Raw genomic sequence first — 13,806 nt, forward strand, 5'->3', positions numbered from 1 at the left:
GGCGTGTCCTGGGGATCTTCATCGGAGGTGCAGGACGATGCAGGCGAGGATGATCTCGGCGCGGTGGTAGGCGGCTCGTTTGGCGAACCGTGTTGCCAGGCCACGGAATTGTTTGAGCCTGTTGAAGCATCGCTCGACCACGTTGCGGAGCTTGTAGAGGTCGGGGTCGAAGGCCGGTGGTCTGCCACCGGACTTGCCTTTGGCCTTCCGGCGGGCGATCTGGTCCGCGCGTTCGGGAATGGTGGCCTTGATCCTGCGCTCCCGCAGCGCTTTCCGGGTGCTCGGGTGGGTGTAGGCCTTGTCGGCCAGCACTCGCCCGACCCGCACTTTCCGCCCGTCCACCTCGATGTCACGGATCTCGTCCAGCAGGGGCAGCAGTTGCGGGTTGTCCCCGGCCTGCCCTGGCGTGAGGATCACCGCCAACGGCAGACCGGCGGCGTCGACAGCCAAGTGGATCTTGCTTGTCAGTCCGCCTCGGGAACGCCCGAGGCACTCGCCCTCGACGGCGAGCTCTTCGATCCAGTCCGCACAGCCCCCTTTTTCCGGGCACCGGCCGCGTGCTGATGCGCCCGGACACTCGTGGAATCGACACTGATCACAAACTCGATGTTGTCCTCGAGTGTCCCGAGGGAGTCGTCCTTGACGATCACGTGCTCCAGGATCCGGTCCCACGTCCCGTCCGCGGTCCACTTCCGTAATCGCTCATGAGCGGTCTTCCACGGCCCATACCGGTCAGGAAGATCACGCCACGGCGCACCCGTGCGTTCATGCCACAGAATCGCGTTGATCACCTGACGGTGACTACGCCACCGCCCACCCCTGCGACCTGTCTCCACAGGCAGCAGCGGCGCGATCGTTGCCCACGCCTTATCCGTCAACTCCCCACGACCAACCACGATCCATCATCTGCACACGATCATGAAAAAGATCCGCAGGACACGCCCTAAACGCTGGGCGGCGAGAACTCGAAGCCGCCCGGTCGCCCGTTCCGGTCGGCCAGCAGACCGGCCAGGGTGGCGACGGCGATCTCGGGCGGCGTGCGTGAGCCGATGTTCAGCCCGACCGGGCGATGGACCCGGGCGATCTCGTGGTCGGGAACGTCCAATGCCTTGAGCGCGGCGACGTGCGGGCCGGCGTGGCGCGGATTGCCGAGTACGCCGACCCACCTGGTGGGGCGGTCCAGCACGGCCTTGAGGACGTCGCCGAGCTCGGGCCGGTCGTGATCCGTGACGACGACGTCGGCGTCCGGACCGAGGTCCGGCACCGTCGTGAGGGCGTCCAAGCCGTCCCCGACGTCGGTCACCCGTGCGCCGTCCGGCTCGAACAGCAGCGTCTTGAAGCCGAGGTCCTTGCCGTAGCGCAGGAGGAACGACGCCACGGGCGTCGCGAACACCGCCACCAGCAGCCGCTCACTCATGGGCTCGTCCTCCTACAGCTCGGGTTCGGCGATCTCGAAGTATTCCGGAAGCCGGGCGGTCCCCGCGAGGCCGAAGTACCGGACCTTCCGCCGCCGCCTCAAGTGCAGGGTGTCCCGGACGGCGTCGTTGTGCACGCGCCGCGCGATGACGACGCGGTGTTCGGCGTCGGTCAGCTCCTCGGCCAGCGGCGTCGGCAGGGCCGCTCGGTCGACGCGTGCCAGCCGCAACGTCAGCTCGCTTTCCTCGGCTTCGCGATCCGGCCTCGGCGCCCGCTCGGCACGCTCGGCCAGCGCGCGCAGCTCCTCGTCACCCAGGATCGCCGCGGCCGCCCTGGCGACGACGGCGCGCCGCGCGAGGGCGGCGTCGAGCGCCGCCCAGCCCGCATCCGTCCGGACGTGCAGCCTGTCCAGCCTGTTCGCCGTCGCGAGCAGGAAAAGCCCGCCCAGTACGACGATCGCGGCCACGAGACCACCGATCCACACCCAGGTCGTCATCGGCTGAACTCACGTTCACCCGCGCCGACGCGCCGGGGATCGGCGGCGATCGCGGTCTCGTAGACCCGCAGCACCTGCGTGGTGACCACGGACCAGTCGAACATCGCGACGCGTTCCCCGGCGGCCGCCGCCAGCGACACCCGGCGGGCCGGGTCACCGAGCAGTTCGCGGAGGCCGTCGGCCAGCGCCGCGGCGTCGCCGGTCTCGGTCAGCATTCCGGCCTTGCCGTCGTCGAGCACCCGCCGGAACGAGTCCAGCCCGCTCGCCAGCACCGGCGTGCCCGCCGCCATCGCCTCGGTCAGGATCATCCCGAAACTCTCGCCGCCCGTGTTCGGCGCGCAGTAGACGTCGACGCTTCGCAGCGCCCGCGCCTTCGTCTCGTCGTCGACCTGGCCGAGCAGGTCGATATGCGGCGCCAGCTCAGGGCCGGCCTCGCGGCGGAGCTGATCGGCGTCGCCACGGCCGACGACCAGCAGGCGCAGCTCCTCGAACTCCGGCAACAGCATCCGCAACGCCTCCAGCAGTACTCCCATGCCCTTGCGGGGCTCGGTGTACCGCCCGACGAACCCGACCGTGCCACCCGCGCGCGGGTAGCCGTCCAGCGGGAGCGCGCGGGAGAAGAAGTCGACGTCGACGCCGTTGGGCACCTCGACCGCATCGCCGCCGGCGTGTTCGACCTGGACCCTGCGGGCCAGCGCCGAAACCGCGATCCGCGCGGTGATCTTCTCCAGCAGCGGCCGCAGCACCGGCTGGAACGCCGCCAGTGTGCGCGAACGCGTCGTCGCGGTGTGGAAGGTCGCCACGATCGGGCCGTCCGCGACCTTCAACGCCAAGAGGGAAAGACTCGGCGCGGCAGGCTCGTGCAGGTGCAGGACGTCGAAGTCACCGTCGCGGATCCACCGCCGCACCCGGGCGTAGGACACGGGGCCGAACTGCAACCGCGCGACGGAGCCGTTGTACGGGATGCCGAGCGCCTTCCCCGCCGGGACGACGAAATCCGGGACGTCGGAATCCTCGTCCGCCGGAGCGAGGACGGAGACCTGATGCCCGCGTGCCAGCAACGCCTTCGCGAGATCGATGACGTGTCCCTGCACGCCGCCCGGTACGTCGAACGAGTACGGGCAGACGATCCCGATCTTCATGACCCGCGCCTGAGCCATCGGCTCAGCTCGCTTCGCCGAGGTCGGCCTGTTCCCCGGCTTCGAAGTCGGAGAGCCAGAACTTCTGCATCATGTGCCAGTCGGCGGGATGCGCGGCGATGTCCCCGGCGAAGATGTCCGCCAGCGCCTGCGTGGCCGCCGGCACCTCGGACCGGTTCGTCACCCGGATCCGCGGATGCAGCCTGATCTGCCAGCCGTCCTCGGTGAACCAGCAGCCGGCCGGGATCAGCGCGGCACCGGTGGTGGCGGCCAGCCTGGCCGGCCCGCCCGGCATCCGGGTCTGCTCGCCGAAGAACTTGACCGGCACGCCGGAATTCGTCAGGTCCCTGTCCCCCACCAGGCAGATCGCCTTGTTCTCCCGCAGCCGCTTGAGCAGCACGCGCATCGCGGAGCTGTCGCCGGTCAGCGGGACGATCTCGAAGCCGAGCGATTCCCGGTAGGACACGAACCGCTGGTACAGCGATTCGGGTTTCAGCCGCTCCGCGACCGTGGTGAAACCACCGAGATAGTCCGCGAGCCAGACGCCCGCGGCGTCCCAGTTCCCGCTGTGCGGCAGCGCCATCACCGCGCCGTTGCCCTCGGCGAGGGCGGCGTCGAGGTTCTCCACGCCGGTGATCGACTGGGCGACCTTGCGGCTGACCTCCTTGTGGTCCATCGAGGGCAGCCGGAACATCTCGTGCCAGTAGCGGGCGTAGGAGCGCATCGCACGGCGGGTCAGCTCGTCGAGTTCGACGCCGTCGGCCTGCGGCACCACCCTGGCGAGATTGCGCCGCAGCTGGCGGACGCCGCCGCCGTCCCGCCGGACGGCCAGATCGGCGCCCAGCCCGAAGGTCACCGCGCCCGCCGACTCCGGCAGCCAGCGCGCGAGCCGCCAGCCCGCCGCGTAGCCGAAGTCGCTGAGCCGCTGGGAGAACCCGCTCATGCCCCGCCCTCCGCGGCGGGTGGCCCGGCCGCCTTGGCCGCCCTCGCCGCCTTGGCCACCGCGGCTGTCCGCTGCAGCAGGGTGATCACCGAAAGCACCGCGAGGAGCCAGAGCGAGATGTCCACGGTGTACGGAACGCCCAGACCGTGCAGCCCGGTTCCCACGAGGGCGATGATCAGGCGTTCCGCACGTTCGACGAGCCCGCCGTCCGCCTCCAGCCCGGAGGCCTCGGCGCGGGCCTTGACGTACGAGATGACCTGCGCGAGCACCAGGCAGATCAGCGCGGCGGCCGCGGCAGGGCGGTTGTCGTCGTGGACGAAGCACCACCACGCGATCGCGGCGAACAACGCGCCGTCGACCAGCCTGTCGCAGGTCGCGTCGAGGACCGCCCCGAACGCCGTGCCGTACCCGCGGGCGCGGGCCATCGCGCCGTCGAGCAGGTCCAGCATCGCGAAGCCCCAGACGGTGAACGTGCCCCACAGCAGCATGTCGTTGGGAAAGAACCCGAGCGCGCACAGCACCGCCCCGGCCGTGCCGATGACGGTCATCGCGTTCGGGGTCAGCCCGGCGCGCACGAGCACCTTCCCCATCGGGTCGGTGACGCGGGAAACGGAGGCGCGCGCGAAAATGTTGAGCATCGGTTCTTCAGGTGCACCTAAGCAGCAGGGTCGGGTGGCCTCCCGAAGCCTATCCACCCGCACCGACACTCGTCGTCGCGCCCGCCCCCGGACCGGGTTCCGGTCAGTCCGCTTTGGCCAGTTCGGCCGAGTCCCCGAGGTCCGCGAGGGTCTCTTCCCGCATCGCCAGTTCCGCCTCGGCGGCGGCGCATTTCGGCGACAGCCGCCCCAGGACGGCGGCGCTGATCTCGCCGAGCGCCTTCACCTGTTCGGGGGTCAGCGGGTCGAAGAGACTCTCGCGGACGGCCTCGACGTGCCCGGGCGCGGCCTCCTCCAGCGCGGCGAAACCCTCCGGGGTCAGCACCGCCCAGGAACCGCGCTTGTCGGTGGGACACGACTCACGGCGGACCCAGCCGTTCGCCTCGAGCCGCGCGACCGCGTGCGAGAGCCTGCTGCGCGACGCTTTCCGTGCGTCGGCCAGTTCGCTCATCCGCAGCCGCCGGTCCGGCGCCTCGGACAGGGCGACGAGCACTTCGTAGTACGTGTGGGGCATGCCCGCCTCGTGCTGAAGCTGGCCCTCCAGGTGCGCTTGCAGCATTCGCGTGGCCGCGGAGAAGTCGCGCCAGACTTTTTGCTCCTCGTCGGAGAGCCATCGGGGTTCGGGCATGCCACCCATTCTACCCCTGGTTGAACGCTCAACCAAATTGCGCTACAGTCATGGTTGAGCGCTCAACCAGACGAGGGTTCACCACGAACGCACCCAGACTTTTTGGAGATCGACTCTCATGACCACCACCGAGATCCCGGGCTACGTCGCAGGCAAGTGGACGATCGACACCGCCCACTCCGACATCGCCTACACCGTGAAGCACCTCGGCCTGGCGAAGTCCCGGGGCAACTTCACCGCCTTCACCGGTGAGGTCGTCACCGCCGACAACATCCTCGACTCGTCGGTCACCGTCGAGATCGACGCCTCGTCGGTCGCCAGCGGTGTCGACGGGCGCGACACGCACCTCAAGTCCGAGGACTTCTTCCACGTCGACGAGCACCCGGTCATCACGTTCCGCTCGACCGGCATCCGCGAGGACGGCGGCGACTACGTCATCGACGGCGAGCTCACCTGGCGCGGCAAGACCGTCCCGGTCTCGCTCGAGGCCGAGTTCAACGGCATCGGCACCAACCCGGCCAACGACAACGCCACCACCCTCGGCGTCTCGGCCACCGCGACCGTGAACCGTCGCGACTTCGGCATCGGCCCGGAGGGCAACGCCTTCCTGTCGGAGAAGGTCAAGATCGACATCGAGCTGCAGGCCGCGCTCAACGCCTGAAGCCCACCCGTTCCGGGTGACCACGGCGGCACGTGAGGACCACGGCGGACCGTGTCGTGAGTGGCGATTCGGGTTATTGAGGGGTACGGCAAACGTGCCGGGTGCGGTGGGCGGACAGCTCGCGGCCTTTCGCGACATGTACCCAGGCCGTGAGGCTCACCAACGCGTAGTGAAGGCCTCCTTCCCTACCCTGAGGGTAGGGAAGGAGGCCTTCACTACCGCCTGCGCCGACCTCTCGCACTACCCATCCCCGCTGACGTCGCGAAAGTGGCTTTCGCAACCTGCCCCTTTGCCCTACTCCTGAATAGAACCCTACTTACCACTGACGACCCCCTCGCCAAACCGGGCACATGGGCCTTGAAGCAGACATTTCATCGCCGGAAGCGTCCCTTGTGGACACTCAGAGCGCAGCTGACTCCTGCCGGCCAGTCCAGAACCACGCCGCGAAGGCCGTCTCTCTGCCCTTGCCCAGCGAAGGGGCCCAAGTACATGAAGGCCTCCTTCCTTGCGCCTGACGCAAGGAAGGAGGCCTTCATGTACTTGAGATCGATCTACCAGGCACCCGCAAGCAGTTGCCGCGTCTCCCCCAGCAACTGCGGCAGCACCTTCGTATGCCCGATCACCGGCATGAAGTTCGCGTCGCCGCCCCACCTCGGCACCACGTGCTGGTGCAGATGCGCGGCGATCCCCGCGCCGGCGATCACGCCCTGGTTCATCCCGATGTTGAACCCGTGCGCCGACGAAACCTCCCGGATGACCCGCATCGCGTGCTGGGTGAACTCCGCCACCTCGACGGTCTCTTCCGCCGTCAGATCCGTGTAGTCCGCGACATGGCGGTACGGCACGGCCATCAGATGGCCCGGGTTGTACGGGTACAGGTTCAGCACCACGTACACGGTCTTCCCGCGCGCGACGATCAGCGCGTCCTCGTCGCTCTTCTCGGGGAGATGACAGAACGGGCAGCCCTCGTCGGGTTTCTTGGACCCCTGCACGTAGGCGAGCCGATGCGGGGTCCACAGGCGCTGCAACGCGTCCGGGACCCCCACACCGTCCTGTCCGACGACTTCAGGGCCATCGGGGCCCGTCACCGGAGTACCGCCTCCAAGCCCGCCACGGTCGGCGAAGCGTTCTCGCGGCGCTGGACCCAGTCGGCGATCGCCTCGACCGCGTCGGCCACCGGGACGCCGTTGATCTGGCCGCCGTCACGGAACCGGAACGACACCGCGCCCGCCTCGACGTCCTTCGCGCCCGCCAGGAGCATGAAGGGCACCTTCTGCGTGGTGTGGGTGCGGATCTTCTTCTGCATCCGGTCGTCGCTCGCGTCGACGTTGGCCCGGATCCCCTTGGCCCGCAGCGCCTTCTCGACCCCGCGCAGGTGCTCGACCTGGTCCTCGGTGATCGGGATGCCGACCACCTGGACGGGCGACAGCCACGCCGGGAACGCGCCCGCGTAGTGCTCGGTCAGCACGCCGAAGAACCGCTCGATCGAACCGAACAGCGCGCGGTGGATCATCACCGGACGCTGACGGCTGCCGTCGGCGGCGGTGTACTCCAGTTCGAACTTCTCGGGCAGCATGAAGTCCAGCTGAATGGTCGACATCTGCCAGGTGCGGCCCAGCGCGTCCTTCGCCTGCACGGAGATCTTCGGCCCGTAGAAGGCGGCGCCACCGGGATCCGGCACGAGCTCCAGGCCGGAGTCCACGGCGGCGGTGCGCAGCACCTCGGTCGCCTCGGCCCAGACCTCTTCGGAACCGATGTACTTCTCTTCGTTCCGAGTGGACAGTTCGAGGTAGAAGTCGTCGAGACCGTAGTCGCGCAACAGGTTCAGCACGAAGTCCAAAAGGGACTTCAGCTCACCGGGCACCTGCTCGAGGGTGCAGAAGATGTGCGCGTCGTCCTGCGTCATGCCGCGCACGCGGGTCAGGCCGTGGATCACGCCGGACTTCTCGTAGCGGTACACGGAGCCGAACTCGAACATCCGCAGCGGCAGTTCCCGGTAGGAACGCCCGCGCGAGCGGAAGATCAGGTCGTGGAACGGGCAGTTCATCGGCTTGAGGTAGTAGTCCTGGCCGGGTTTGCGGACCGAACCGTCCTCGTTGTGCTCGGCGTCGAGGTGCATCGCCGGGTACATGCCGTCGCGGTACCAGTCGAGGTGACCGGAGGTCTCGAACAGCGCGCCCTTGGTGATGTGCGGCGAGTAGACGAAGTCGTACCCGGCTTCGACGTGCCGCTGGCGCGAGTAGTTCTCCATCTCCTGCCGGATGATCCCGCCCTTGGGGTGGAACACCGGCAGCCCCGAGCCGATCTCGTCGGGGAAGGAGAACAGGTCCAGCTCGACACCGAGCTTGCGGTGGTCGCGCCGCTCGGCCTCGGCGAGGCGCTCCAGGTAGACGTCCTGCGCCTCGGTGGATTCCCACGCGGTGCCGTAGATCCGCTGCAGCTGCGGATTCTTGTCGTCGCCGCGCCAGTACGCGGCGGCGACGCGGGTGAGCTTGAACGCCGGGATGAACTTGGTGGTCGGCACGTGCGGGCCGCGGCAGAGGTCGCTCCACACGCGCTCCTTGGTGCGCGGGTCGAGGTTGTCGTAGATGGTCAGCTCGCCGCCGCCGACCTCCATCACTTCGGAGGTGTCCACATCGGACTTGATGTCGACCAGTTCGAGCTTGAACGGCTCGTCGGCGAGTTCCTTCTTCGCCTCGTCGACCGAGTCGAAGACGCGACGGGAGAACTGCTGCGCGCCCTTCACGATCTGCTTCATGCGCTTTTCGAGCGCCTGCAGGTCTTCCGGGGTGAACGGGGTGTCGACGGCGAAGTCGTAGTAGAAGCCGTCCTTGACCGGCGGCCCGATGCCGAGCTTGGCCTGCGGGAACTGCTGCTGCACGGCCTGGGCGAGCACGTGGGCGGCCGAGTGGCGGATGACGCTGCGGCCATCCTCGGTGTTCGCCGCGACGGCTTCGACCTCGGCTTCGGACTCCGGGGCCCAGGAGAGGTCGCGGAGGTTCCCCTCGGCGTCGCGCACGACGACGATCGTGTCCGGCCCCTTGGTCGGCAGCCCGGCTTCGCGGACCGCGGTGCCCGCCGTAGTGCCCGCCGGTACCACCACGCGAGGGGCGGTTGCGGCTGCTACTGACGACGGCTGGGACACGATGGACTCCTTAGTTCAATCAACTCGGATATGCGTGATGCTAGTCGTCACCCGAGACAGGGTTCACACGCATTACCCCTAACAGCACGAAGGCCTCCTTCCCATCGGAAGAAGGCCTTCGCGTGTCGAGGAACGAGGTCAGACGGTCTCGACGACCTCGTCGAAGTCCAGCCGCGGCAGGCGGTCGAACCAGGGGTTGTCGCCCGGCTTGCCGACGTTGATCACGACGAGGGACTTCCACGGCTTGTCCGCGAAGAACTCCTTGTCGATGCCCTCGGCGTCGAAGCCGGTCATCGGTCCGGCGGCCAGGCCGGCGGCGCGGACACCGATGATGAAGTAGCCGACCTGCAGCAGCGCGTTGAGCTTGGCGGTCTCGACGCGGCCCGCCTCGTCGGCGAACAGGTCCTTGGCGCCCGGGAAGTGCGGGAACGTGCGCGGCAGGTTCTCGTGGAACTCGGTGTCGGCGGCCAGCACGACGGTCACGGGCGCGGCCTCGGTCTTGGCACGGTTGCCCTCGGACATCAGCGGGGCGAGGCGCTTCTTGCCCTCTTCGGTGCGGATCACCAGCGCACGCAGCGGCTGATTGTTCATCGACGTCGGGGCCCATTTGACCAGCTCGTAGATCGCGCGGATCTGCTCGTCGGTCACCGGCTCGTCGCTGAAGCTGTTCGCGGTGCGGGCCTCGCGGAACAACAGGTCCTGAACGTCCTGCGGGAGGTTCAAGGCTTCGGTCGGCTCAACGCTGGTGGTCATGGGTGGATCTTCCTTCCGTACGCGTCCTGTACCCATCTCAACCTAGTTGAGCGCTGAACTATTTCTCGCTCAACTATCTCTGCGTGTGGGTCCGGTCACAGGAAAGCGTCAGTAGGCGCCTCGCCCCTGCACCACGGCACGGAAGGTCTTCCAAAGGATCACCAGGTCGAGGGCGAGCGACCAGTCCTCGACGTAACGCAGGTCGAGGCGGATGCTCTCCGCCCAGCTGAGGTCGCTGCGGCCGCTGACCTGCCAGAGCCCGGTCAGCCCCGGCTTGACGAGGAGACGGCGGCGCGCGTCGGGGGCGTACTTCGCGGTCTCCTCGGGCAGCGGCGGGCGAGGGCCGACGAGCGACATGCGCCCGCTCACGACGTTGAACAGCTGCGGCAGCTCGTCGAGGGAGTACCGGCGAAGGAGACCGCCGACCCGGGTGACCCTCGGGTCCTTCCGCATCTTGAACAACGGGCCCGCACCTTCGTTGTCCGCCTGGAGTTCCTGCTTGAGCTTGTCGGCGTTCGTGACCATCGTGCGAAACTTCAGCATCGTGAAGGTGTGGCCGTCGCGGCCGACGCGGCGCTGCCGGTAGATCACCGGGCCGCGGTCGTCGAGCTTGATCGCGACCGCGATCGCCAGCAGCAACGGCGAAACGAGAGTGAGGAGCAGGGCCGAACCGATTCGATCGAGCGCCTCCTTCACCAGCCGGCGGCCGCCGGTGAACATCGGCGCGGTGACCCGCAGCAGGGGCATGCCGAGCACGCCGGAGACGTTCAGCCGGGGACCGGCGACCTCCATCAGCATCGGCGCGACCACCATCTCGGCCGAGGTGCCTTCGAGATCCCAGGCGAGCCGCTGCAGGCGTTTCGGGTTCCAGTGCTGATCGGCGGTCACGGCGACCACCCGGTAGCCGCCGCGGCGGACGTGGCCCGCGAGATCGTCGAGCTTCCCGACGATCGGCACGCCTTCCACCTCACCGCTCCCCCGTTCCGCACCGGCACCGGAATACGTGCAGACGGCTTCCACCCGCCAGCCGACATGGGGATCGGCCTTGGTGCGCGCGATGAGGTCGGCGACCGTGTCGGGGCTTCCCGCGGCGAGCACCGGCAGGAGACATTCACCGAGCCGCCTGCGCCGGTGCAGCACCTGTCTCAGCGCGTACCGCTGCAGGAACATGAAGACGGAGATCATCGGGACGACGATGAAGACCCACGGCTGCACGGCGAGCGCGCCGAAGAGCAGGCCGCCCAACGCGACCAGAACGGCGGTGGTCACCAGGCCACGCCCCAGCGTCCGGTACTCCTCCGCCCCCTCGCCCAGCACACGCGGACTCCAGGCGCGGCAGACCGACAACCCGAACAGGAAGGCCGCAGCGGTCCCGAGCGCGTGCATGTCGTGTGGATCGGATCGATCGATCAAGAAGGCGCTCATCACGATGAGCACGAAAGCGGTGAAAACGTCACTACCGACGACCCATGCTCGGTACCGCGATTCCCACGCCGCGTAAGGCGGCCGCGCCGACGTCGTGCCGACCGCGACGGCTGCCCCCGCACCCCGTTGCGGGGGGAGCGGGATCGACTGAAGGTCGATGTGCTGCGGCGTCCCGTTGACGGTGGACGACGGCCGCACCGACTCTTCCATCAGACCTCCCGGAGTGGGGATTCCCGAACGCCGGATCAACACGCTGAGTAAATGAGAACGATCTCGAAGAGTGATCGATTCTCGAGCTCTCTCAGCGGCCGATGGGGCGACACACGCCAAGGTATCGGCCACTCTCCGGCCATCGTTACAAGGATTTCCAGCCACAGCCTTGGCGGGCATCCGGCAAATGAATGCCGTGTTGATAACAACATGATGACGATGCGTAATAGACCGTATCCGCCGAACAACTACTCAAAGTAGTCACGAATTCCCCTGATTCGCGGCCACTTGGAGCACCGCGGCCCCGATCGGCCGATCAGCCCAGAAAACTCCACAGTGGACGGTTCGCGCGAGTCGACCTCCGGGCGGTCCACTGTGGATTTCACGCCACCGGCGGGCGGCCACTCGCCGGGCGCGGCCACCGCGAGCCGACCTACCTTGTCAATCGGTCACCGGAGTGGCGTTTCGTCACATCACGTCAGCATCACGGCGACCCCGTCGCGGCGGCCGGACGGGCGAGCCGTCAGGCCATGTCCCACATCACCTTCCCCATGGTCTGGACCTTTCGGCGGACACTTCGTGCCGAGGATCACAAAGATGTCTCAATGGTCCGACCATGCGACATTTCCACGGCGTGACGCAAGATATCCGATGAGTGTCCACACCGGCCGGAACGAGGTGCTTCGGAGATCTTCGAACCGTGGCGCCCCGACGGCCCGCGGCCACGCCGAGAGATTCGGCGGCACCGATGGCGCGGCGCGGGACGGCAGAAGTACCGCCCCCACATAACCCGCGTCCGACCTGGGGATCGAATGCCGCCGGACAGCTCACCCCGAGAATGAATCAAGGCCCCGGACCATCGGTCCAGGGCCTTCATCCGGTGGGCGATACTGGGATCGAACCAGTGACCTCTTCGGTGTGAACGAAGCGCTCTCCCGCTGAGCTAATCGCCCGCTCGCGGTGTTCCGGAGACTCTACCCCACGACTTTAGGGCGCCTGCAAACGGGTGGTTCCGTCCGACCACACTCCGCTCACCAGCAAATACGGAGCGAACAACCGCGAGCTAGCCGGGGCTTTCCCGGCAGGGGGCCGCCCGCGACGCGTTTCGACATTCGTGCGACGGTGCTATCGCGTGACGACTAAACCGCGCAGTATGTACATGTGGACTGCCTGCAGGACGCATGTAGGGCTGCGCGTCGCGCGGGTGATGATGGGGTGACGGAGGATGGCCCCGGGGTCCGATGACCCCGTCCGGGTGATCTGCGGCAAAACCGCGTTCCGATCAGCCGGCCGATGCGTCACATCATCGCCACTCGGTTCGACCGGGCCGGGAAGGAGACGAAGGGTAGGACGATGCGCAACGATCACGTGACGCTCCGCTCGACGGCGGTGTTCGACCTCCTGGCGCCGCGGACCCCCGCGGTTCCGGTCAAGGTGGAACTGCGATACGACACACGCGACCCGTACGCGGTCGTGGCCGCCTTCCGCACCGGCCGCGCCGGCTGGGTCGAGTGGGTCTACGCGCGCGACCTCCTCGCGGACGGCCTCCTGGCCGACGCGGGCGACGGCGACGTACGCATCCGCCCCTCCGTCGAAGACCCCGAGTCCGTCCTCATCGAACTGAACTCGCCGTCCGGGCACGCCATGTTCGAGGCGTCCGCTCAGGAGCTGGCCGACTTCCTCGACCGGACCTACGACGTCGTGCTCCCGGGCAACGAGCACCTGTGGGTCGACGTCGACGACGCCCTGACCCACCTGATCCCCAACGATCTGGCCTGATGACAGCCTTGCGAACAGCAAGTGGCACCCCGGTTGCAGGGCCGTTTTCGGGATCGGATAGTGTTCACACACACCACGGCGACGAGGTGAGGAACAGAACCACGAGGTTCTGAGCTTCAGCCGGACCGAGGATGTGCGGATGTAGCGCAGCTGGTAGCGCATCACCTTGCCAAGGTGAGGGTCGCGGGTTCGAATCCCGTCATCCGCTCGGAAGGCCCTCTCGGGCCTGACACGGTGGAGTGGCCGAGAGGCGAGGCAACGGCCTGCAAAGCCGTGTACACGGGTTCGAATCCCGTCTCCACCTCGCGCGATTAGCTCAGCGGGAGAGCGCTTCCCTGACACGGAAGAGGTCACTGGTTCAATCCCAGTATCGCGCACCATCTGTTTTCGCAGGTCAGAAGCCCTGCTCCTCCTCGGAGGGGCGGGGCTTCAGTCGTCAAATGGCGATGAAATGGCGATGTGAGGTTCACCCCGGGTAGTGGACACCGAGTTAGCAGGACCAGTCGTCCTGTTGAAAGGATGTCCTCATGCCTCCTCGTAAGCGCCGTTCGTACA

12 protein-coding genes, 4 tRNA genes and 1 pseudogene are annotated in these 13,806 nt (G+C 67.7%); 5 read left to right on the forward strand and 12 right to left on the reverse strand.

What is annotated here, in order from left to right; all coding sequences use genetic code 11:
- Nucleotides 1-18 precede the first annotated feature (18 nt).
- The 7 genes and pseudogenes from AC069I_RS19385 to AC069I_RS19415 all read right to left on the reverse strand — a co-directional run bounded on the left by AC069I_RS19385 (nucleotide 19) and on the right by AC069I_RS19415 (nucleotide 5,278).
- Nucleotides 19-896: pseudogene (locus AC069I_RS19385) on the reverse strand (IS5 family transposase).
- Nucleotides 897-943: 47 nt separating this feature from the next.
- The gene (locus AC069I_RS19390) at nucleotides 944-1,417 is read right to left on the reverse strand and encodes an XdhC family protein (protein ID WP_478266119.1); all 474 of its coding nucleotides are present in this window, start codon (nucleotides 1,415-1,417) and stop codon (nucleotides 944-946) included.
- A 12-nt stretch (nucleotides 1,418-1,429) separates the two neighbouring features.
- Nucleotides 1,430-1,912, reverse strand: coding sequence for an NUDIX hydrolase (locus AC069I_RS19395; RefSeq protein WP_478225927.1), 483 nt, complete (start codon nucleotides 1,910-1,912; stop codon nucleotides 1,430-1,432).
- A complete protein-coding gene (locus AC069I_RS19400; RefSeq protein WP_219153844.1) occupies nucleotides 1,909-3,054 on the reverse strand; it encodes a glycosyltransferase family 4 protein in 1,146 nt (381 codons plus the stop codon). The genes AC069I_RS19395 and AC069I_RS19400 overlap by 4 nt, the downstream gene beginning before the upstream one ends.
- Before the next feature lie 22 nt (nucleotides 3,055-3,076).
- Complete coding sequence (locus AC069I_RS19405) at nucleotides 3,077-3,994, reverse strand: phosphatidylinositol mannoside acyltransferase (protein WP_478266120.1); 918 nt, start codon at nucleotides 3,992-3,994, stop codon at nucleotides 3,077-3,079.
- Nucleotides 3,991-4,632, reverse strand: a complete 642-nt coding sequence (pgsA, locus tag AC069I_RS19410; protein WP_125683102.1) for a phosphatidylinositol phosphate synthase — start codon at nucleotides 4,630-4,632, stop codon at nucleotides 3,991-3,993. Before pgsA ends, AC069I_RS19405 begins: the two co-directional genes overlap by 4 nt.
- A gap of 103 nt (nucleotides 4,633-4,735) precedes the next feature.
- Complete coding sequence (locus AC069I_RS19415) at nucleotides 4,736-5,278, reverse strand: MarR family winged helix-turn-helix transcriptional regulator (protein ID WP_478266121.1); 543 nt, start codon at nucleotides 5,276-5,278, stop codon at nucleotides 4,736-4,738.
- Nucleotides 5,279-5,396: 118 nt separating this feature from the next.
- Between AC069I_RS19415 and AC069I_RS19420 the strand changes: the two genes are divergently transcribed.
- Nucleotides 5,397-5,939, forward strand: coding sequence for a YceI family protein (locus tag AC069I_RS19420; RefSeq protein WP_034307837.1), 543 nt, complete (start codon nucleotides 5,397-5,399; stop codon nucleotides 5,937-5,939).
- Nucleotides 5,940-6,490: 551 nt separating this feature from the next.
- On the opposite strand, the gene AC069I_RS19425 is transcribed toward AC069I_RS19420, so the two are convergent.
- The 5 genes from AC069I_RS19425 to AC069I_RS19445 form a co-directional block, all read right to left on the reverse strand.
- Nucleotides 6,491-7,027, reverse strand: a complete 537-nt coding sequence (locus AC069I_RS19425) for an HIT family protein (protein ID WP_478266122.1) — start codon at nucleotides 7,025-7,027, stop codon at nucleotides 6,491-6,493.
- Entirely contained in the window at nucleotides 7,024-9,084 is a 2,061-nt protein-coding gene (thrS, locus tag AC069I_RS19430) for a threonine--tRNA ligase (protein ID WP_478266123.1), read from the reverse strand. Before thrS ends, AC069I_RS19425 begins: the two co-directional genes overlap by 4 nt.
- A 138-nt stretch (nucleotides 9,085-9,222) precedes the next feature.
- Complete coding sequence (locus AC069I_RS19435; RefSeq protein ID WP_125683095.1) at nucleotides 9,223-9,837, reverse strand: malonic semialdehyde reductase; 615 nt, start codon at nucleotides 9,835-9,837, stop codon at nucleotides 9,223-9,225.
- A gap of 108 nt (nucleotides 9,838-9,945) precedes the next feature.
- Nucleotides 9,946-11,472 (reverse strand): sugar transferase, encoded by a 1,527-nt coding sequence (locus AC069I_RS19440; protein WP_478266124.1) that lies wholly within the window; start codon nucleotides 11,470-11,472, stop codon nucleotides 9,946-9,948.
- Nucleotides 11,473-12,353: 881 nt separating this feature from the next.
- Nucleotides 12,354-12,425, reverse strand: a tRNA-Val gene (locus AC069I_RS19445).
- Between the two features lie 400 nt (nucleotides 12,426-12,825).
- Here AC069I_RS19445 and AC069I_RS19450 point away from each other — a divergent pair.
- The 4 genes from AC069I_RS19450 to AC069I_RS19465 all read left to right on the forward strand — a co-directional run bounded on the left by AC069I_RS19450 (nucleotide 12,826) and on the right by AC069I_RS19465 (nucleotide 13,631).
- Nucleotides 12,826-13,251, forward strand: a complete 426-nt coding sequence (locus tag AC069I_RS19450) for an SsgA family sporulation/cell division regulator (RefSeq protein ID WP_005159130.1) — start codon at nucleotides 12,826-12,828, stop codon at nucleotides 13,249-13,251.
- Between the two features lie 135 nt (nucleotides 13,252-13,386).
- Nucleotides 13,387-13,459: transfer RNA gene (locus AC069I_RS19455), tRNA-Gly, on the forward strand.
- Between the two features lie 25 nt (nucleotides 13,460-13,484).
- Nucleotides 13,485-13,555, forward strand: a tRNA-Cys gene (locus AC069I_RS19460).
- A 1-nt stretch (nucleotide 13,556) separates the two neighbouring features.
- A tRNA-Val gene (locus AC069I_RS19465) sits at nucleotides 13,557-13,631 on the forward strand.
- The last annotated feature ends 175 nt before the right edge of the window (nucleotides 13,632-13,806 follow it).

The organism is Amycolatopsis sp. NPDC043885 (genome assembly GCF_056435685.1).